Raw genomic sequence first — 17,902 nt, 5'->3', positions numbered from 1 at the left:
CGCCTTGCGGCGTGTCTTCGATGGGGAAGAGGGCTCGGTTCGTAGCGTCTGCAGCAGTCGTTCCGAGGAAGACAGCCTGCTAGCGCGCGGCCTGCAGCACCAGCGTGGCGGCCGCGAGATCTTCGAGCGCACTGCCGACAGCCTTGAAGACCGTCCGCTCAGCGCTGTTCGCGCGCCCCGGACGCGTGCCCTTGCACAGGTCGGCCAGCGTGGCCTGTACCGCCTCGCGGGCGAGGGTGCCGGCGGCCATCGCGTCGAGCAGGTCGCCGGCCTTCGACAAGGCCTCATCCGTATCGACGAAGGTCCGTGCGCCGGCAAAGCAGGCCGGGTCGGCCTCTCGCATCTGCGGCGTGAAGCTGCCGATCAGGTCCAGGTGCGAGCCCGGCGCGAGCCATTCTCCCTTGACCAGCGGCGAAGTCGCGAGGGTGGCGCAGCTCACGATATCGGCGGCGCGCACCGCGGCTTCCAGGTCGGCTGCGGGCTGCGCATTCCAGCCTTCGCTGCGCCATTGGGCTGCCAGGGCTTGGGCGCCGTCCGCGCGGTGGTTCCACACCTGGATCTCGTCGATCGCGCGCACGGTCGCATGCGCGCCCGGCAGCAGGCGCGCGACGCGGCCGGTGCCCAGCACCAGCAGCCGTCGCGCGTCCTTGCGCGAAAGGAAGGATGCGCCCAACGCTGAGGCCGCCGCCGTCCGGTGCGCGGTGATCTCGTTGCCATCCATCATCGCCAGGGGCACGCCGGTGTGTGCGTCGTAGAGCACATAGGTGGCGTGCAGCCCGGGCAACCCGCGCGCGCCGTTGCCGGGAAAGATGTTGATGGTCTTGATGCCGAGATAGCCCGCCTCGCTCCACGCCGGCATGATCAGCACCGTGCCGCGATCGGTGCCGGCCCCGACGGTGTGCACATGGCGAGCGGGGACCGAGGCCGCACCTGCGAAAGCCGTGCGCAGTGCGGGAATCAGGCGAGCGAACTCCAGGGCTGACCGGGTTGCATCGGCGTCGAAATGCTTCATGGCGTGGCGGGTCTCCGAGGCTGACGACGGTACCACTCGCCTAAGCTGGGCTGGCACGAATTCCTGGCGGCGTGGCGGCCGTCCGATATAGGCCTTAACGGCCATGTAATGCAAAGCTCTACGATTGCCGGGCGGCCGTCGGGTGTGCAAAATTTCACGTATGTCCGAATCGACGACCGCGCCCGCCAAGCTCGAGGATTCCGAGCTGCAGAGCTTGGCCGCCGAGTGGCGAATTCGCGCCATGCAGGGAGACCAACTGGCGCACCGCATGGCGCAGGCGCTGGAGGCCGAGCAGCGCCGCCGCATTCGCGATTCGGGCTTGCAGCCCCTGCCTCCGGCGCGTTCCTCCGCCTCGGCGCCCTGGTGGAAATTCTGGTGATTCGGCTGAAAGGCTTTTCCTGACCGCCGATGGATTTCGCGATTCCGCTCTCCCTGGCCAGCCTTTTGCTGGCAACCCTTCTTTCCAACGTGCTCGCCCGCTGGCGCGAGAAGGCCATGGCGTTCGACCCGGTCACCCGCGAGGCGCGCGAGCTGCTGCTGCGCGAACGGGCCGACCCCGTGCCGCTGTGCCCGACGCTCGGCCCCGAGCACTGGGCCCGCCTGGAGGCTGCACAGCCCTCATGGCGGCGGCAGGGGTTCGAGGCCGCACGCGCGGGCTACTTCGAGGCGCGCCAGGCTTTCTCCCGTAACGAGATCGACGGCGAGCTCTACTATCCAAACCCGGACTTGGTCGCCGGCGCGGCGCACCGGGTGCTGGTGCTGACCGAGCGTTTCTGACGTTCCCGGCTCTGCGCCGCGGCCCCCCTCAGTGATAGATCTTCTGGAGCAGGCGAATCAGCGTCTCGCGCTCGCGCGTCGTGAGTTTGGCGCTGGCTTCCGTTTCGAGCTCCACCACCGTGCGTTCGGCATCGCGCACCAGCGACTCGCCCGCCGGCGTCAGGTACAGCCCGATGGCCCGGCCATCGTAAGGGTGGGGGCGGCGTTCGATCAGGCCACGGCTGTCCATGGCGGAGATCAGGCTGACCAGGTTGGGCGGCAGGATGTCCAGCGTGGCGCAAAGCTGCCGCGAGGTGGCACCGGGGTTGTGTGCGAGCAGCGAAAGCACCGAGAAGTCCACCTGCTTCAGCCCATAGGCGGCCATGCGCTCCGAAAACAAGGTGCTCACGACCAACCACGCCCGGCGCGCGTTGTAGCCCACCAGGGCTTCGAGCACGCGGGTGTCGAGCCGGTCCGGCCGCGACGGCTGGGCGGAGGCTGCGGTAATGGCGGCTTTCTTGCGCTGGACAGGCATGGGCCGAGGGTAACTGCCTTTGCGCAGCACAGGCCTAGGGGCGTGCCCCTGATGCGGCGGCGCCCGGCGAGATGACCGCCTCGCAGGCGCGCTTGACCATGCCGAGCCGCATGTCGAACTCCGGCAGCACGAATCGGCGGAAGGCGGCGGCGGGCGCCGTCCAGCGCGGCGTTTCGGGCGCGGCATGCCCAATGCGCGCCCAGGCCCAGGCCAGCAGGGACAGCGCCACCACCCGCAGGTAGTCGTCGGCCACCTCGTGGGGCAGGGCCGGGTCGCGCTGGGCTGCCAGGGCGATCGTGGTGCCGAGGTAGCGCAGTTGCGCAAAGCGGCGTTGCACCTCGGCGTCGAACTCGCGGGCGGCATCGAGCTCGTCGCGCAGCTCGATCAGCAAGTTGGCCATGCCCGTGCCGCCGTCCGGCAAGAGCTTGCGCACCACCAGGTCGATGGCCTGGATCTCGTTGGTGCCTTCGTAAATCATGGTCACGCGGGCATCGCGCACCACCTGCTCGATGCCCCATTCGCGCACATAGCCGTGGCCGCCGAAGACCTGCAGGCAGGCGCTCGCGCCCTCGAATGCCTGCTGCGTGCAGGCGGCCTTCAGCACCGGCGTGATCAGCGCGCACCAGCGTTCGGCGCGCTCGCGGCGCGCGGGGTCGGCATCGTGGCGCGCGATGTCCAGCTGCAGCGCGCTGCGATAGGCGAGCAGGCGTGCGCCGTCGATCCAGGCGCGCTGCGTCTCGAGGATGCGGCGGACGGCCGGATGCTCCACGATCAGGTCGGCCGCCTCGGCGCCGCGGCTGGCCGGCGCCGGGCCCGGCGCGCGCATCTGGCGCCGCTCGCGGGCATAGGCATCGGCCTTCTGCCAGGCCGCGTCGAGCAGGCCGATGCCCTGCAGCGCCACGTGCAGGCGTGCCGCATTCATCATCACGAACATCGCGGCCAGGCCGCGGTTCGGCTCGCCGATCAGCCAGCCGGTCGCCTCGTCGAAGCGCATGGCGCAGGTGGGGCTGCCATGAAGGCCCATCTTTTCCTCGATGCGCTCGCAGTGCACCGGGTTGCGCGCGCCATCCGGCAGCAGCTTGGGCACCAGGGCCAGCGACAGGCCCTTGGGCCCGGCCGGCGCGTCGGGCAGCCGGCACAGCACCAGGTGCACGATGTTCGGCGTCAGGTCGTGCTCGCCGCCGGAAATGAAGATCTTGCTGCCGCTGACCCGCAGGCTGCCGTCGGGCTGCTGCAGGGCCCGCGTGCGCACCTGGCCCAGGTCGCTGCCGGCATGGGCTTCGGTGAGGCACATGGTGGCCAGCCATTCGCCGCTGGCGATCTTCGGCAGGTAGGCCTGCTGCAATTCGGCGCTGCCGTGGTGCCGGATGCATTCGTAGGCGCCATGCAGCAGGCCGGGCGCCATCGTGAGGCCGTGGTTGGCCGCGCTCAGCCATTCGAAGAGGATGGCCTCGAGCACGGCCGGCAGGCCTTGCCCGCCGTGCTCGGGTGCGGCGGCCAGCGCGAGCCAGCCACCGTCGACCAGTCCCCGATAGGCCTCGCGGAAGCCGGGCGGCGCGTGCACCTCGCCATCGACCCAGCGGCAGCCCGCCTCGTCGCCGATGCGGTTCAGCGGCGCGACCACTTCCGCCACGAACTTGCCGGCTTCGTCGAGCACCTGCGCCTGGAGCGCATCGTCGAACTCGGCGAAAGGCGCGAGCGCGCGCAGGCGCGGCGCGGCGCCGAGCACCGCGTCGAGCAAGAAGCGCGGTTCGTCGGGACGGGGCTGATAGTTCATCGGCAAGCGAAGCTGGAAGCGATTTCGGGGTCGCCCCCTGTGTAGACCGCCACGCGCGGGTACGGGCACAACGGCCGGGTGCGCCTCGGCGACCACTCCACCGGCACCTCGGTGTTGACGACGGCGGCGCCAGGGCCGCGGGCGCCGGCGGTGACGGCCTGCGGCGCCCGGCCCTGCTCGACCCAGTCGACCAGGGCGCTCAGCATGTCGAACTGGTCGGTGGCCGGTCCCCCTGCGCAATGGTTCATGCCGGGCACCGGGAAGTAGCGCGCAAAGGATGAAGCGTCGCCGCCGTGGTTCGCCTGCAGCTGCTCGTACCAGGCGGCCGTGTCGTCGGAAGAGAAGACCGGGTCGCCAGTGCCGTGGTAGACGATCATCTTGGCGCCTCGCGCACGCAGCGTGTCCAGCTTCGTGGCGTCCGGTGGTGCCATGAAGGCCATGGCCGATTCGCGGTAGATGCCGGAGCTTGCCTCGATCAGCGGCGCATCTCGGTCCATGTCGAAGCCCAGCGCGAAGGGCAGGCCACCCGGGCGCTCGGCCATCGGCGGCGTTGCGAAGATGAAAGCCACCGCGCCGGCGTCACGCGTCGCCGGGCTGGCGAATTTCCATTCGCGCCAGTTGGCGCCCGAAATTCCGGGATCGAAAGGAAAGCTGTTGTAGATGGCCCGGCCGCTGCGGGTGCGCGCACCGGCGAACACGTGAGCCAGCGCGGTCTTCTGCCCCGGTGCGAGGCAGCTGCCGTCGCGCGCGGCGCCGCAGGTGGGCACGTCGGCGTCGAGCCGGAACCGCGCCTGGCAAGCCTTCACGTCGGAGACGATGCCGTCGGCCAGCCCATCGAGAGAATCGCAGCGTGCGAGTACGCCGCGGGCTACCAGCTGCAGCTCCGCCGGGGTAAAGGCGCTCTGGAGATCCGGCTGGCCCGCGGGGGTGGCGGCGCTCGCGACTTGGGCGTACTGCTGTGCCCCGTAGAGCTGTGCGACCGCGGCCTTCGGAAGCTGGAAGCCAGGGTCGCCGGCCAGGATGCCGTCGTACTGCGCCGCGGAGCGGGCGGCCGCCACCATGGCGTGCCGGCCGCCGTTGGAGCAACCGCCGATGTACGAGCGGTCCGCGCCGCGGCCATAGGCCTGGGTGATCAGGTGCCTGGCCATGGGCGTGAGCTGCGCGACCGCGTTGTAGCCATAGTCCAGCCGCGCCTGCGGGTCGATGCCGAAACGCGGCCCCATCGAGCCGGCGTGGCCGGCGTCCGAGCTGATGACGGCAAAGCCCATTTGCAACGCGGTGCCCGCAGGTCCGCCGCCGCCGATGCCGCCGACAGCGGGCACGACCACGCCGTCCAGACCGCCATTCGCCTGGTAGAAGAACCGCCCGTTCCAGGCCTTCGGCAGACGCATCTCGAAACCGATGGCATAGCGCTGGCCGTCGACGGTACTCACGCGTTCGTTCATGTGGCCCTGCACCAGGCAATGCGCCGGCGCAGGGATGCCGGCGTTGCCCACGGGCACGGGACCCGCGGCGACTTCCAGCACCCGCGTCAAGACGGTGGCTGGCCAGGCAGCCTTGGCGAGCTCGGTGCAGGACTTCAGCGCACCGGGTTGCGCTGCCGACAGCTGCGGCATGGGTTCGCCGGGGCCGGCGGTGCAGGCCGCGAGCGCCGCTGCGAGACCCAGCGAGCCCAGGCGTCTCATGACTCCGCCGTGAAGCCGATCTGCTTGACGAGCGGACCCCAGCGCTCGTACTCCGCCTTCTGGTCGGCCGCCATCTCCTGCGGCGTGCTGCCGTTCGCGACCAGGCCGACGAGGGCGAGCGCATCGATCACCGACTTGTCCTTCAGCGCCGCGTTGATGGCTGCATTGGCGGCGGCGATGGCGGCGGGCGGCGTCCTGGCGGGGGCGTAGAAGCCGAACCACTCTTCGGAGGTCACGTCGGGATAGCCGAGCTCGGTGAAGGTGGGCACATCGGGCAGGTAGGGCGAGCGCTTGCGGCCGGAGGTGGCCAGCACGCGCACGCGCCCGGCCTTCAGGTACTGGAGATAGTCGCCGCTGGGATTCATGGCGGCAGCGATCTGCCCGCCCACCAGGTCGGTGATGCTGGGCACGGTGCCGCGGTAGGGCACGTGCTTCAGTTCAACGCCCGAGCGCAGGCCCAGCAGCGCGCCCAGCAGGTGCGGCATCGAGCCCGCGCCCGGCGAGCCGTAGCTGGCCTGCGCCGGGTTGGCCTTGGCCCAGGCCAGGAAGTCCTTCAAGGTCTTCACTTCGGCCGGCACGGCGGGGCCCACGGCCAGCCCATGGAACATGATGGCGCCGATCGATACCTGCGTGACGTCCTCGGGCTTGTAGGCGAGCTTGGGGTAGATGTACGGATACACCGAGAGCGCCGAGACCGGGGCGAGCGTGAGGACCGAGCCGTCGGCCGGCGCGCTCTTCAGCGCCTCCACGGCGATGCGGCCGCCCGCGCCGGGCTTGTTCTCGACGAAGCCGGGGTTCTTGCTGTAGGCGGTGCCGCCCAGCTTTTCGGCCACTCGGCGCGCCACGCTGTCGCCGGCGCTGCCGGCCGGGAACCCGTACATGATCTTGACCTGGTCCAGCGCCTGGGCCAGTGCCGATAGGGGCGCGAGGCCGCCCAGGACGGCGGCGCTGCCGAGGGTGTTCAGGAAATGGCGACGGTTTTGCATGGCGATGTCTCCTTGATGAATTCGGAAGTTCGGAAGCTCGGATGTCCGGTCGTCAGCGCGGCGCCATCCGCAACGCCCCGTCGAGCCGGATCACCTCGCCGTTGAGGTGCCCGTTGGTGACGATGTGGCAGGCCAGCTCCGCGAACTCCGAGGGCTTGCCCAGGCGCGGCGGGAACGGGATGGACGCGGCCAGCGACTGCTGCACGGGCTCGGGGAGCTCCTGCAGCAGCGGCGTCGCGAACAGGCCCGGCGCGATGGTGCAGACGCGGATGCCGTGCTGCGCGAGGTCACGCGCCATCGGCAGCGTCATGCCGACCAGCCCGCTCTTGGAGGCGCTGTAGGCCTGCTGGCCAACCTGGCCGTCGAAGGCCGCGACCGAAGCGGTGAACAGCATCACGCCGCGCTCGCCGCCTTCCAGCGGGTCGAGCTTCGTGCAGCGCGCCGCGTAGAGGCGGCTGATGTTGTAGGCGCCGACAAGGTTGACGTTGACGACCCGCACGAAGTCTTCCAGCGGCGCGGGGCTGCCGTCCTTGCCGACGATGCGCTTGGCGCTGCCGATGCCGGCCACGTTCATCAGGATGCGGGCCGGGCCGTGCGCGGCGGCGGCCTTGTCGAGGGCGGCGTTCACGCTGTCGGTGTCGGTGATGTCGCACGGGCATGCGACACCGCCGATCTCCGCCGCCACTTTCTCCGCGAGGCCGGCGTTGCGGTCGAGCACGGCCACCTTGGCGCCCAGGCGCGCGAGCTCGCGCGCGGTCGCCTCGCCGAGGCCCGAAGCGCCGCCGGTGACCAGCGCGGCCTGTCCTTCGATCTTCATGCCTTGTCTCCTTGGGGTTTGAGCGTGAAGGGCAGGGTGTCGGCGTGCAGCGCCTCGACTGTCCCGGCCCGGTGCTTGAGCACCGCGCGTTGGTTGATGGAGCCCTTGTCGGTGACCTCGCCCTTGTCGATCGAGGGCGGCTCGTGCTCCAGGTGCAGCCGCGCGATGCGGTTGGCGCTGCCGGTGGCGGTCCGGGCGAGTTCGTCGAGCACGCGCTGGAAATGCGCCTGCACCGGCGCGCTTTCGACGACCTCCCGCATGCCGGCATCGGCGGCAAGGCCTGCGAGCTGCCGGAGCTTCTGGGTCGGGAAGATCAGCGCACCGACTTCCTTGAGGTTGAGGCCGGTCAGCACCGCATCCTGCACGTAGGGCGCGCCGGCCGCGATGATCCTGGCGCGCATCGGGCCCACGCTGACGAAGGTGCCGGTGGCCAGCTTGAAATCTTCCGCGATGCGGCCGTCGAAACGCAGGCCGCGGTGAATGTCGTTCTCGTCGATCCACTGGACCGCGTCGCCGGTCCGGAAGAAGCCCTCCTCGTCGAAGGCCTCGGCCGTGGCATCGGGCGCGCGCCAGTAGCCGGGCGTGATGTTGGGGCCGCGGTAGCGCACTTCGGTCTTGCCGTCGGTGTCGACGAGCTTGATCTCGATGCCCGGCGCGGGCAGGCCCAGGTCGCCCGACTTGACCTCTGGCCCGGTGACGTAGAGCGCGAAGGGCCCCGACTCGGTCATGCCCAGGCCGGTGCCCATCACGATGCGCTCGCCGACTTCGGCCTCCTGCGTGCGGTGCAGGCTGTCCCACACCGGTTGCGCCAGGGCGGCGCCCGAATAGAAGAACATCTTCACGCGCGACAACAGGTTGCGGCGCAGCACGGCGTCGCTTTCCATGGCATGCGCGATCGCCTCGAAACCGGTCGGCACGTTGAAGTAGATGGTGGGGGCGACCTCGCGCAGGTTGCGCAGCGTCTCGGCCATGCCGGTCGGCGTGGGCTTGCCGTCGTCGATGTAAAGCGTGCCGCCGTTGTCCAGCACGATGCCGACATTGTGGTTGCCGCCGAAGGTGTGGTTCCAGGGCAGCCAGTCGACCAGCACGGGCGGCTCCTCGCCGAGCGCCGGGATCGACTGGCGCAGCTGCTGCTGGTTGGCGCACCACATGCGGTGCGTGTTGATCACCGCCTTCGGCAGCTTGGTCGAGCCGGAGGTGAAGAGGAACTTGGTGATGGTGTCCGGGCCGGTGGCTTGCATGGCCGTGTCGATGGCGGCCGTGGGCGGGGTGGCGGCGAGCTCCTTGAAAGCAGTCGCGGAACGGCCCCTGATCTCGCCCTCGCCGAACACCAGCTCGACATCGGCGGTGACCGTCGCCTCGATGGCGCGCTCGAAGCGCTGCGCGTCGGCGGCGAACACCAGGCCCGGCGTCAGCGTGCCCAGCACATGCCGCAGCTTCTCGAAGTCCTGGCTCACCAGCGAATAGGGCGGCGAGACCGGGCAGTACGGCACGCCGGCATAGAGGCAGCCCAGCGCGACGAGGGCATGCTCGATGCCGTTCTCGCTGAGGATGGCGACGGGGCGCTCGGGGCCCAGGCCGCGCGCGAGCAGGGCCTGGCCGATGCTGCGGGCCTTCTGGTGCGCCTCGGCGTAGCTCACGCGGATCCAGTCGCCGGTGCCGCCGCCCGGCAGGCGCTCGCGGCGGGCCATGAAGGTGCGGTCGGGCGCGGCCTCTGCCCAGTGGCGAAGGCGATCGGTCATGCGCTCGGCATGGGACGCAAGTTCGGCCTCGGCGCGCAGGTAGCGAATGCCGGGAGCGCCTTCGCGCAACACGGCGCGTGTCACGCCGAAGGCGAGCGGACGGTAGCGGATGATGGTGCTCATTCCTTTGTCACCTTGCCGGCGCGCCCTTCGAGGAAGGCGCGCACGCGTTCCTTGGCCTCCGGGGCGCTCTGCACGATGCCCGCCATCAGCGCCTCGGTGAAGAAGCCGTGGTCTGCAGGCTGTTCGCTGATGCGCGGCAGGGCGTGCATCAGCGCGTAGTTGGTGAGCGGCGCGTTGGTCGCAATTTTTCTTGCGAGCTCCAGGGCTTTCTCGAAGGAACCGCCTTCCGCCACCAGGTACTGCGCGAAGCCGGCGCGCTCGCCCGATTCGGCGTCGTAGACGCGGCCGGTCATCATCATGTCCATCATGCGTGCGGTGCCGATCAGCTTCGGGATGCGCACCGAGCCGCCGCCGCCGACGAAGATGCCGCGCGAGCCTTCGGGCAGGGCGTAGAAGGTGGTGGTGTCGGCCACCCGGATGTGGCAGGCGCTCGCCAGCTCCAGGCCGCCGCCGACCACTGCGCCGTGCAGCGCCGCGATCACCGGCACCGGCCCCCCTTGCACGACCTCGAGCGCCGCGTGCCACAGGCGGGAGTGCTGCAGGCCCTGGCCGGCGTCGCGTTCCTTCAGCTCCGACAGGTCGAGGCCGGCGCAGAAATGCGGGCCGTCGCCGTCGATCACCGCAGCGCGCACGGTGGAAGGCAGGCTCTGGAAGGTGTCGCGCAGCGCGAGGATGAGGGAATCGGAGAGCGCATTGCGCTTGGCGGCGCGCGTCAGGCGGATGATGGCGATCTCGTCGCGCAGCTCGAGTCGAAGGTCTGTGGTGGTGGTCATGGTTGCGCTCCCTTTCATGATCGATTATGGTTATGGAAAATAACTAATTCAAGTCGAGTTACGAGGCTCGGCATCCGGATTTACCCTTGGTGGCTGCACAACCTGGAGACAAGCTCATGGACCATCGCAACCTGATCGCCATCGACACCCACACACACGCCGAGGTGAGTTGCTGGAACCCGTTCGACAACTATGGCAACGAGTACGACCGCGCGGCGGACAAATATTTCCGATCGAGCCGTCGCCCGACGATTCAGGAGAGCATCGACTACTACCGCGAGCGGAAGATTGGCCTGGTGATGTTCATGGTCGACGCCGAGTCGAACCTCGGCCGGCGCCGCATCCCGAACGAGGAGATCGCCGAGGCGGCGCAGAAGAACAGCGACATCATGATTGCCTTCGCCAGCATCGACCCGCACAAGGGGAAGATGGGCGCGCGCGAGGCCAGGCGCCTGATCGAGGAGCATGGCGTCAAGGGCTTCAAGTTCCATCCGACGGTGCAGGGCTACCACCCCTACGACCGGATGGCGTGGCCGATCTACGAGGTGATCGCGGAGCACGCACTGCCGGCCGTGTTCCACACCGGCCACAGCGGCATCGGCTCCGGCATGCGCTGCGGCGGCGGCCTCAGGCTGGAATACAGCAACCCGATGCACCTGGACGACGTGGCCATCGATTTCCCCGACATGCAGATCGTGATGGCGCACCCCAGCTTTCCCTGGCAGGACGAGGCGCTCAGCGTCGCGACGCACAAGCCGAACGTGTGGATCGATCTCTCGGGCTGGAGTCCGAAGTACTTTCCGAAGCAGCTGGTGCAGTACGCCAACACCCTGCTGAAAGACCGCATCCTGTTCGGCAGCGACTACCCGCTGATCACGCCTGACCGCTGGATGAAGGACTTCGAGGACGCCGGCTTCAAGCCGGAGGTGATGCCGGGCATCCTGAAGGGCAATGCGGTGCGGCTGCTGAAGCTGGACGCTTGAAGCGGGATCGATTTCAGAGCCGACCCCTTCGACAGCGCTTATTCAAGGAACGGATTCCTGCTCCTCCGTCCCCAGGTTCCAGTCCTGACCCGAGCGCTGCTTGCGCTCTTCGCGTTCGCGCGCGATCTGCTCGTGGAACTGCTGGCGCCCTTCCTTCGAGGCGGCGATCAGCTTGGCGCGGTCCTTGTAATGCGGGTAGAGCTCCTGCATGAGCTCGATGTTGCGGCGACGAAAGCGCATCGCCGCCTCGCGCGCCTCGTACGCCGGCCAGCCCAGTCCCTCGAGCACCGAGCGGGCGCTGCGCAATGAGGACTCGAAGAGCTCGCGTTCGATGAATTCCACCTTGCGGTCCAGCAGCTGGTAGAGATGGCCCACATTGCGTGCGCGGGCAATGATTCGCGCATTGGGAAAATGCTCGCGTGCCATGTCCACGATGGCAAGCGACTGCTCCACGCCATCCACCGCCACCACCAGCACCTTGGCCGTGCCCGCGCCGGCGGTGCGCAGCAGATCCAGCCGGGTGGCGTCGCCGTAGAAGACGCGAAAGCCGAATTCGCGCAGGCTCTCGATGGTGTCGGGATCGTGGTCGAGCACGGTGAGCTTCAGGCCCTGGGCGCTGAGCATGCGCCCGAGGATCTGGCCGTAGCGGCCGAAACCGCAGATCAGCACCTTGGCGTCCTGCTGCTCGGAGATCTCTTCCATCATGGCCGGCACACCGTCGCTGTAGCGTGGCAGCACCCATTTGTCGAGCGCCACCAGCAGCAGCGGCGACAGCAGCATCGACAGCGCCACGGCGCCAATCAGGAACGACGCGACCCCGGGCGGCAGCACCTGCGGCCCGGCCGCCTGGAACACCACGAAAGCGAACTCGCCGCCCTGCGCGAGCAGCAGCGTGAACACCGGCCGCTGCTGGTAGGGCAGTCCCATCAGCTTCGCCAGCGCGAAGATCGCTATCGCCTTCAACAGCATGAAGCCGACGACGACCAACGCCATCAGCCCCGGCTGGGCCAGCAGTACGCCGAAGTCGATGCTCATGCCGACCGCGATGAAGAAGAGACCGAGCAGCAGGCCCTTGAAAGGCTCGATGTCGGTCTCCAGTTCGCGCCGGTACTCGCTCTCCGCCAGCAGCACGCCGGCCAGGAAGGCTCCCAGTGCCATCGACAGGCCGACGAACTGCATCAGCGCCGCGATGGCGACCACCAGCAGCAGCGAAGCGGCAGTGAAGATCTCGGGGGTGTCGCTGCGCGCGATCCAGCGCAGCAGCGGGCGCAGCACCAGCCGGCCGCCCATCACGATCCCGCCGACCACCGCAACGATCTTCAGCCCCTCCAGTGCGCGCTCGGCGCCTGTCAGGGCCGGCGCGGTCTCGGAGCCCATCGCCAGCAGGGGCAGCAGCGCGAGGATCGGGATCGCTGCCACGTCCTGGAACAGCAGGATCGAGAAGCCGGCCTGCCCGCTCGGCGTCGGCAGCAGGTTGCGTTCGCCCAGCACCTGCAGCGCGATGGCGGTCGAGGACAGCGCCAGGCCAAGCGCGGCGACCAGGGCGACGCGCCAGCTTGCGCCGCCCGCCCAGCCAGCCAGGAAGAGCAAGGCCGCGCAGGCGGCGACCTGCGCCGCGCCCCACCCGAAGATCGGCCGGCGCAGGCTCCACAGGCGCTTGGGCTCCAGCTCGAGGCCGACCAGGAACAGCATCAGCACCACGCCGAATTCGGCGAAGTGCAGGATGTCCGCCACGTTGGTCACCAGGCCAAGGCCCCAGGGACCTATGACGATGCCGGCCGCGAGATAGCCGATGATCGAGCCGAGGCCCAGCGCCTTGGACAGCGGCACCACCAACACGGCGGCGCCCAGGTAGATCAGCGAATTGACGAGCCAGGCCGGTGCGTGTTCCATCAGGCCTCCTCGTGTTCCAGCGGCCTGTCGGTGGCCGGGACTTCGCAGGCCGAGCATTCGGGGATGTCCTCCATCTCCGGCCAGTCCGGATAGCTCGCAAGGCGCTGGCTGAATACATCGATGTGCGCCGCCAGCATCTCCGGGCTGGCACTGCGCGCGCCATGGAAGAGCAGCGGCGGCAGGAAGCGCATGCCGCAAAGGGCGGCGGTCTGCTCGTAGGGCGGCAGGAAGGCGTCGAAAAAGTAGCGGTTGTAGCTTTGTGGGTGGTAGCTGCGCTCGGGGCCGCCGGTGGTGGCCACCAGCCAGCAGTCCTTGCCCTGCAGCGCCATGTCGCCGCCGCCATAAGCCCAGCCGTAGCTCAGCACCTCGTCGAGCCAGAGCTTCTGCAGGGCGGGCATCGAATACCACTGGATCGGATGGAGCAGCACCAGCAACTGGGCGCGCGCCAGGCGGGCCTGCTCGGCCTGGACGTCTATGGCGTAGTCGGGGTAGCTGGAATACAGGTCGTTGACCTCGACGCCGGGCACTTTGCGGGCCGCCTGCAGCAGCTGCCGGTTGACGCGCGAATCGCGCCAGTGGGGATGGGCGGCGAGCAGGTAGATGCCGCCCGCGGAACGGCCTGGGCCAGGTGTTGTCGTGGTCATGGTCCGCGAACATAGCGCAAGTCGGACAGCCGGCGGCCGCGGCTACGATGGCGCCTGTCTGTTCAGCCTGGAAGGAGCCTGTCATGCCGGTGGTCCTGGTCGCCAATCCCAAGGGTGGGGTCGGCAAATCCACACTCGCAACCAACATTGCGGGCTATTTCGCGAGCCGCGGCCATGCGGTGATGCTCGGCGACATCGACCGGCAGCAGTCTTCGCGGCTGTGGCTCGGCCTGCGCACGCCGGCAGCGCGCGAGATCAGGAGCTGGGAGGCTTCGGAAGATGGCGCGGTGGTGCGGCCGCCGCGCGGTACCACGCACGCGGTGATCGATACGCCGGCAGGCCTGCACGGCGGACGCCTCAAGGAGGTGGTGCCGCTGGCCGACAAGGTTCTGGTGCCGCTGCAGCCCAGCATCTTCGACATCTACGCCACGCGGGACTTCCTGGACAAGCTGCTGGCCCACCGGCATCTTGGCAAGACGCAGGTCGGCGTGGTCGGCATGCGGGTCGATGGCCGCACGCTCGCGGCCGAGCGCCTGCGTGAGTTCGTCGCGGGGCTGGGGGTGCCGGTGCTCGGCGAGCTGCGCGATACACAGAACTACGTGCAGCTGGCCGCGCGCGGCCTCACGCTGTTCGACATCGCGCCGGGCCGGGTGCAGCGCGACCTGGAGCAGTGGGAGCCTATCCGCCGGTGGCTGGAGGTTTAGCTCTCCCCCAGGTTGGCTCACTTCGTGTAGCCGCTCACCCCCTCACCGGGGGCAACACCAGCGGCCCGGCAAAGCCGGTTCCGCGGTGTTCCCCGAACTGTCACGCCAGCTACACCGGCGACGGCTGCAGCCAGATAGAGTGAAAGCATGAAGAAGACATTCCAGACCCTTCAGGATCTCGCCGCCTGCGTCGGCCAGGAAGTCGCGGTGAGCGACTGGATCACGGTCACGCAGGAGCAGGTCAACCAGTTTGCCGAGGCGACCGGCGACCATCAGTGGATCCACGTCGATATCGAACGGGCGAAGGCGGGCCCTTTCGGCGGGCCGATCGCCCACGGTTTCCTGACACTGTCGCTGCTGCCGCGTTTCTACGAGTCGGCTTTCGATGTGGTCGAGTCGCGCATGGGCGTCAACTACGGCCTCAACCGTGTGCGCTTCATGACGCCGGTGCCCGTCGGCAGCCGGCTGCGCGGGCGCATGAAGTTGCTGAGCTGCGAGCCGATTGCAGGCGAGGGCGTCCAGATGGTGTGGGAGACCACCATCGAACTCGAAGGCGCGCCCAAGCCGGCCTGCGTCGCCGAGTCGGTGGTTCGCCGCTTCCGCTGAAAAGCTGCGCGGCAGCAGGCTGCTCAGGCGAAGCCGTTCTGCCGCCAGGCCTCGAATACGGTGACCGCCACGGCATTCGACAGGTTCAGGCTGCGCTGGCCTTCGCGCATCGGCAGGCGCAGGCGCTGCGGCGCCGGGAAGCGCTCGCGCAGTTCCGGCGCAAGCCCTCGGGTTTCCGAGCCGAAGACTAGCCAGTCGCCGGGACAAAAATGCGTCTCGTGGACCGTGCACGTGCCACGCGTGGTGAGCGCGAACAGGCGCTCGGGCGCGGGTCGCTCTGCGGCCAGCAGCGCCTCCCAGCCTGCATGGCGGCGTACATCGGCGTACTCGTGATAGTCAAGGCCGGCGCGCCGCAGCAGCCGGTCTTCCATCAGGAAACCCAGCGGCTCGACCAGGTGCAGGGTGCAGCCGGTGTTGGCGGCCAAACGGATCACGTTGCCGGTGTTGGGCGGTATCTCGGGTTCGACCAAAACGATGTGGAACATGGGCCCGATTCTCGATTCTCTTCAAGACGGCGGATCGGTCCTTGCCAGCACGACCGCGGTCACGTGCGCGACCCCGCCGGTGCGCAGCACCTGCGCAGCCGAGAACAGCGAGGCGCCGCTGGTCATCACATCGTCCACCAGCACGACACGGCGCCCCCGCACGGCCTCTGCTCGCAAGGGTTCGAGCGCAAAGGCGCCGCGAAGGTTGCGCAACCGCTCGGCGCGCGCGAGGCCGCTTTGCGGCGGCGTTTCCCGGGTGCGCAGCAGCAGGGCGGGATCGGTCTTGCGCGGGGCCAGCCGGCGCGCCAGCTCGTACGCCTGGTTGAAGCCGCGCTCGCGCAGTCGGCTTCTGGCCAGCGGCATGGGCAGCACGAGGTCGGCCTGCTCCAGTGCAGGCTCGACCCAGGGGGCGCTTCGCAGCAGGGTCGCCAGCGGTGCGGCCCAGCCTGCGCGGCCCTGGAACTTGAACTGCGCAATGCAGTCAGGCCAGGGCCAGGTATAGGCGCAGGCTGCCAGGCACGCGTCCAGCGGGGGCGGATGGGCGATGCACTCGCCGCACCGTGCCACGCCCTGGGGTACGGGCAAGGCGCAGCTGACGCAGCGGGAGGCGGGCGGGGCGAAGCGCGTCACGCAGGCATCGCACACGGGCCGGGAGGGCCAAGTGCGGCACACCGCGCACTGGCTCGGCACGCGTCCGAGCAGCGAAGACAGCAGAGAAGCGCGCTCGCGCCTAAGGTTGGACATGGCTCAATATACTGAGCGCCCGATGGACACAACCCCCCCACAGCGACCGCCGACCATCGATGCCGTGGCCGCCGCTCGCTGGGGCCGCCTAGCGCCTGCCGGCGGTTCGCCCTGGCTGCACGAGGAGATCGGCCGTCGCATGGAGGATCGGTTGCAATGGATCAAGACGCAGCCGCGCCATTGGGCCGACTGGTCCCCGTTGCGCGGCGGGCTCGAGGCGCATGCGCTGCTCGCGCACCGATACCGTGATGCCACCGCCTTCGTGATCGAGCCGGAGCCGGCGCTGCTGGCGCCCACGCGGGCTGCGCTCGCTGCCCCCTGGTGGACCCCCAGGCGCTGGCAGGGCGCCCGGCCAAGCTTCGACGCGCCGCCGACGGACGGGGTCGACCTGCTGTGGGCCAACATGGCGCTGCACATGGCGGCCGACCCGCAGGCTCTCATCGCTCGCTGGCACCGCCTGGTGGCGGCCGACGGCTTCCTGATGTTCTCCTGCTTCGGCCCCGACACCGTGCGCGAGCTGCGCGTGCTGCACGAACGCCAGGGCTGGCCGCCTGCAAGCCACGACTTCACGGACATGCATGACTGGGGTGACATGCTGGTTCACGCCGGTTTCGCGGAGCCCGTGATGGACATGGAGCGCATCGTGCTCACCTGGCCCACCGCCGAGGCGGCGTTGGCCGAACTGCGCACGCTGGGGCGCAACCTTCATCGGGCGCGCTTTCCCGGGCTGCGGGGCCGAACCTGGCATCGCGCGCTGCGCCGTGCGCTGCCCGAGGGGGCTTTGTCCGCGGAAGGAGCGGGGAGGATTGCCCTGACCTTCGAGATCATCTACGGCCATGCCTTCAAGCCGGCACCGCGGGTGGCGCTGGCGGCAGAGAGCGCGGTTTCGCTGCGCGAGATGCGTTCGATGCTTCAGCGCGGCCGTCCCGGTGTCTGAGCTGAAAGGGCGCTGCAATGCCGGACAGCACCGCAGTCGAAGTCGAAGGGTACTCCGGTGAGGCGGCGCAACGGGGTCCCTTCGGTTCACCCGCTACAATCCGCTGTTGCGTGACCTCCGGGTATTGTCCCGTGATCGAGGCCTGTCGAACATGGGTTTGACGGCGATCGACGCACTGATTTGCTGAACTCGTTCGCCCGTGTCGAATTCCGTGTTTCGTTTTGCCACTGTCTCAGGCCAGAACATCCACTGGTTCCTGAAGCGCAACTGCTCGGTCACGCCGAGCCAGCTCGGCTGGCTCTACGCGTCGTTGTGCGCGATCTCGCTGGGCATCGGAACCCTCTTCTGGGTGCATGGCGCGCCTCTGGTGCTGCCCTTCGCCTGGCTCGAACTGGGTGCGGTCGGCTTCGCTTTTCTGCTCTATGCGCGCCATGCCGCCGACGGCGAGCGCATCGCGCTGCAGGGCGGCCGGCTCGTGGTTGAGCTCGAGAATGGCGGGCACTATGAGCGCACTGAATTCTTGCCGCACCAGGTGCGGGTCGAACCTCAGCTCAGCGACCGCTCGCTGATCGAGGTCTCGGGACAGGGTCGTTCGGTCAAGGTGGGGCGTTATGTGCGTCCGGAGTTGCGCGCGGCGCTGGCGCGCGAGATCCGGATGGCATTGCGTGGCGCCTGAAAGGGTGCGCATTGGCGCCGTGGG

General features: G+C 69.0%; 19 protein-coding genes. 7 read left to right on the top strand and 12 right to left on the bottom strand.

Features of this window, described 5'->3' with window-relative positions; genetic code table 11:
• Positions 1 to 79: 79 nt before the first annotated feature.
• Complete coding sequence (locus tag E5CHR_RS25790; protein ID WP_162582464.1) at positions 80 to 1,012, bottom strand: ornithine cyclodeaminase family protein; 933 nt, start codon at positions 1,010 to 1,012, stop codon at positions 80 to 82.
• 160 nt (positions 1,013 to 1,172) lie between these two features.
• Between E5CHR_RS25790 and E5CHR_RS25785 the strand changes: the two genes are divergently transcribed.
• Complete coding sequence (locus E5CHR_RS25785) at positions 1,173 to 1,391, top strand: hypothetical protein (protein WP_162582463.1); 219 nt, start codon at positions 1,173 to 1,175, stop codon at positions 1,389 to 1,391.
• 29 nt (positions 1,392 to 1,420) lie between these two features.
• On the top strand, positions 1,421 to 1,789 hold the full coding sequence (locus E5CHR_RS25780) for a hypothetical protein (RefSeq protein ID WP_162582462.1): 369 nt from the start codon (positions 1,421 to 1,423) through the stop codon (positions 1,787 to 1,789).
• Positions 1,790 to 1,817: 28 nt separating this feature from the next.
• Here E5CHR_RS25780 and E5CHR_RS25775 read toward each other — a convergent pair whose 3' ends face one another.
• From E5CHR_RS25775 to E5CHR_RS25745, 7 genes are read right to left on the bottom strand one after another with little or no spacing between them, the layout of a single operon-like run.
• Positions 1,818 to 2,303, bottom strand: a complete 486-nt coding sequence (locus E5CHR_RS25775) for a MarR family winged helix-turn-helix transcriptional regulator (RefSeq protein WP_162582461.1) — start codon at positions 2,301 to 2,303, stop codon at positions 1,818 to 1,820.
• A 34-nt stretch (positions 2,304 to 2,337) separates the two neighbouring features.
• A complete protein-coding gene (locus tag E5CHR_RS25770) occupies positions 2,338 to 4,080 on the bottom strand; it encodes an acyl-CoA dehydrogenase family protein (RefSeq protein ID WP_162582460.1) in 1,743 nt (580 codons plus the stop codon).
• Positions 4,077 to 5,765, bottom strand: a complete 1,689-nt coding sequence (locus E5CHR_RS25765) for a tannase/feruloyl esterase family alpha/beta hydrolase (RefSeq protein ID WP_162582459.1) — start codon at positions 5,763 to 5,765, stop codon at positions 4,077 to 4,079. The genes E5CHR_RS25770 and E5CHR_RS25765 overlap by 4 nt, the downstream gene beginning before the upstream one ends.
• A complete protein-coding gene (locus E5CHR_RS25760; protein WP_162582458.1) occupies positions 5,762 to 6,751 on the bottom strand; it encodes a tripartite tricarboxylate transporter substrate-binding protein in 990 nt (329 codons plus the stop codon). The genes E5CHR_RS25765 and E5CHR_RS25760 overlap by 4 nt, the downstream gene beginning before the upstream one ends.
• Positions 6,752 to 6,803: 52 nt before the next feature.
• The gene (locus E5CHR_RS25755) at positions 6,804 to 7,568 is read right to left on the bottom strand and encodes an SDR family NAD(P)-dependent oxidoreductase (RefSeq protein ID WP_162582457.1); all 765 of its coding nucleotides are present in this window, start codon (positions 7,566 to 7,568) and stop codon (positions 6,804 to 6,806) included.
• Positions 7,565 to 9,433 (bottom strand): feruloyl-CoA synthase, encoded by a 1,869-nt coding sequence (locus E5CHR_RS25750; RefSeq protein WP_162582456.1) that lies wholly within the window; start codon positions 9,431 to 9,433, stop codon positions 7,565 to 7,567. Before E5CHR_RS25750 ends, E5CHR_RS25755 begins: the two co-directional genes overlap by 4 nt.
• Positions 9,430 to 10,206: a crotonase/enoyl-CoA hydratase family protein gene (locus tag E5CHR_RS25745; RefSeq protein WP_162582455.1), complete on the bottom strand. Its 777-nt coding sequence runs from the start codon at positions 10,204 to 10,206 to the stop codon at positions 9,430 to 9,432. Before E5CHR_RS25745 ends, E5CHR_RS25750 begins: the two co-directional genes overlap by 4 nt.
• A 116-nt stretch (positions 10,207 to 10,322) precedes the next feature.
• On the opposite strand from E5CHR_RS25745, the gene E5CHR_RS25740 reads away from it, so the two are divergent.
• A complete protein-coding gene (locus tag E5CHR_RS25740) occupies positions 10,323 to 11,189 on the top strand; it encodes an amidohydrolase family protein (RefSeq protein ID WP_162582454.1) in 867 nt (288 codons plus the stop codon).
• Between the two features lie 42 nt (positions 11,190 to 11,231).
• Here E5CHR_RS25740 and kefC read toward each other — a convergent pair whose 3' ends face one another.
• Together kefC and kefF are read right to left on the bottom strand one after the other, a co-directional pair.
• The gene (kefC, locus tag E5CHR_RS25735) at positions 11,232 to 13,082 is read right to left on the bottom strand and encodes a glutathione-regulated potassium-efflux system protein KefC (protein WP_162582453.1); all 1,851 of its coding nucleotides are present in this window, start codon (positions 13,080 to 13,082) and stop codon (positions 11,232 to 11,234) included.
• Positions 13,082 to 13,726, bottom strand: a complete 645-nt coding sequence (kefF, locus tag E5CHR_RS25730) for a glutathione-regulated potassium-efflux system oxidoreductase KefF (protein WP_162582452.1) — start codon at positions 13,724 to 13,726, stop codon at positions 13,082 to 13,084. Before kefF ends, kefC begins: the two co-directional genes overlap by 1 nt.
• Positions 13,727 to 13,809: 83 nt before the next feature.
• Between kefF and E5CHR_RS25725 the strand changes: the two genes are divergently transcribed.
• A complete protein-coding gene (locus E5CHR_RS25725) occupies positions 13,810 to 14,430 on the top strand; it encodes a ParA family protein (RefSeq protein WP_162582451.1) in 621 nt (206 codons plus the stop codon).
• Positions 14,431 to 14,577: 147 nt separating this feature from the next.
• A complete protein-coding gene (locus tag E5CHR_RS25720) occupies positions 14,578 to 15,036 on the top strand; it encodes a MaoC family dehydratase (protein WP_162582450.1) in 459 nt (152 codons plus the stop codon).
• Positions 15,037 to 15,059: 23 nt separating this feature from the next.
• Here E5CHR_RS25720 and E5CHR_RS25715 read toward each other — a convergent pair whose 3' ends face one another.
• A complete protein-coding gene (locus E5CHR_RS25715) occupies positions 15,060 to 15,521 on the bottom strand; it encodes a tRNA (cytidine(34)-2'-O)-methyltransferase (RefSeq protein WP_162582449.1) in 462 nt (153 codons plus the stop codon).
• Between the two features lie 21 nt (positions 15,522 to 15,542).
• Positions 15,543 to 16,265: a ComF family protein gene (locus tag E5CHR_RS25710; RefSeq protein ID WP_162582448.1), complete on the bottom strand. Its 723-nt coding sequence runs from the start codon at positions 16,263 to 16,265 to the stop codon at positions 15,543 to 15,545.
• A 22-nt stretch (positions 16,266 to 16,287) separates the two neighbouring features.
• Between E5CHR_RS25710 and E5CHR_RS25705 the strand changes: the two genes are divergently transcribed.
• A complete protein-coding gene (locus E5CHR_RS25705) occupies positions 16,288 to 17,202 on the top strand; it encodes a biotin synthase (protein WP_162582447.1) in 915 nt (304 codons plus the stop codon).
• A gap of 199 nt (positions 17,203 to 17,401) precedes the next feature.
• Positions 17,402 to 17,878, top strand: coding sequence for a DUF2244 domain-containing protein (locus tag E5CHR_RS25700; protein ID WP_162582446.1), 477 nt, complete (start codon positions 17,402 to 17,404; stop codon positions 17,876 to 17,878).
• Positions 17,879 to 17,902: the final 24 nt, after the last annotated feature.

Origin of the sequence: Variovorax sp. PBS-H4 (genome assembly GCF_901827205.1) — a bacterium.
Taxonomy (GTDB): domain Bacteria; phylum Pseudomonadota; class Gammaproteobacteria; order Burkholderiales; family Burkholderiaceae_C; genus Variovorax.
Note: the sequence above shows the minus strand (reverse complement) of the source record. Positions and strands in the feature narration are given on the sequence as shown.

What these genes read in the sequence shown, in the direction of transcription:
- E5CHR_RS25790 (WP_162582464.1), bottom strand. Translation starts at nt 1,012, where the DNA reads ATGAAGCATTTCGACGCCGATGCAACCCGGTCAGCCCTGGAGTTCGCT.
- E5CHR_RS25785 (WP_162582463.1), top strand. Translation starts at nt 1,173, where the DNA reads ATGTCCGAATCGACGACCGCGCCCGCCAAGCTCGAGGATTCCGAGCTG.
- E5CHR_RS25780 (WP_162582462.1), top strand. Translation starts at nt 1,421, where the DNA reads ATGGATTTCGCGATTCCGCTCTCCCTGGCCAGCCTTTTGCTGGCAACC.
- E5CHR_RS25775 (WP_162582461.1), bottom strand. Translation starts at nt 2,303, where the DNA reads ATGCCTGTCCAGCGCAAGAAAGCCGCCATTACCGCAGCCTCCGCCCAG.
- E5CHR_RS25770 (WP_162582460.1), bottom strand. Translation starts at nt 4,080, where the DNA reads ATGAACTATCAGCCCCGTCCCGACGAACCGCGCTTCTTGCTCGACGCG.
- E5CHR_RS25765 (WP_162582459.1), bottom strand. Translation starts at nt 5,765, where the DNA reads ATGAGACGCCTGGGCTCGCTGGGTCTCGCAGCGGCGCTCGCGGCCTGC.
- E5CHR_RS25760 (WP_162582458.1), bottom strand. Translation starts at nt 6,751, where the DNA reads ATGCAAAACCGTCGCCATTTCCTGAACACCCTCGGCAGCGCCGCCGTC.
- E5CHR_RS25755 (WP_162582457.1), bottom strand. Translation starts at nt 7,568, where the DNA reads ATGAAGATCGAAGGACAGGCCGCGCTGGTCACCGGCGGCGCTTCGGGC.
- E5CHR_RS25750 (WP_162582456.1), bottom strand. Translation starts at nt 9,433, where the DNA reads ATGAGCACCATCATCCGCTACCGTCCGCTCGCCTTCGGCGTGACACGC.
- E5CHR_RS25745 (WP_162582455.1), bottom strand. Translation starts at nt 10,206, where the DNA reads ATGACCACCACCACAGACCTTCGACTCGAGCTGCGCGACGAGATCGCC.
- E5CHR_RS25740 (WP_162582454.1), top strand. Translation starts at nt 10,323, where the DNA reads ATGGACCATCGCAACCTGATCGCCATCGACACCCACACACACGCCGAG.
- kefC (WP_162582453.1), bottom strand. Translation starts at nt 13,082, where the DNA reads ATGGAACACGCACCGGCCTGGCTCGTCAATTCGCTGATCTACCTGGGC.
- kefF (WP_162582452.1), bottom strand. Translation starts at nt 13,726, where the DNA reads ATGACCACGACAACACCTGGCCCAGGCCGTTCCGCGGGCGGCATCTAC.
- E5CHR_RS25725 (WP_162582451.1), top strand. Translation starts at nt 13,810, where the DNA reads ATGCCGGTGGTCCTGGTCGCCAATCCCAAGGGTGGGGTCGGCAAATCC.
- E5CHR_RS25720 (WP_162582450.1), top strand. Translation starts at nt 14,578, where the DNA reads ATGAAGAAGACATTCCAGACCCTTCAGGATCTCGCCGCCTGCGTCGGC.
- E5CHR_RS25715 (WP_162582449.1), bottom strand. Translation starts at nt 15,521, where the DNA reads ATGTTCCACATCGTTTTGGTCGAACCCGAGATACCGCCCAACACCGGC.
- E5CHR_RS25710 (WP_162582448.1), bottom strand. Translation starts at nt 16,265, where the DNA reads ATGTCCAACCTTAGGCGCGAGCGCGCTTCTCTGCTGTCTTCGCTGCTC.
- E5CHR_RS25705 (WP_162582447.1), top strand. Translation starts at nt 16,288, where the DNA reads ATGGACACAACCCCCCCACAGCGACCGCCGACCATCGATGCCGTGGCC.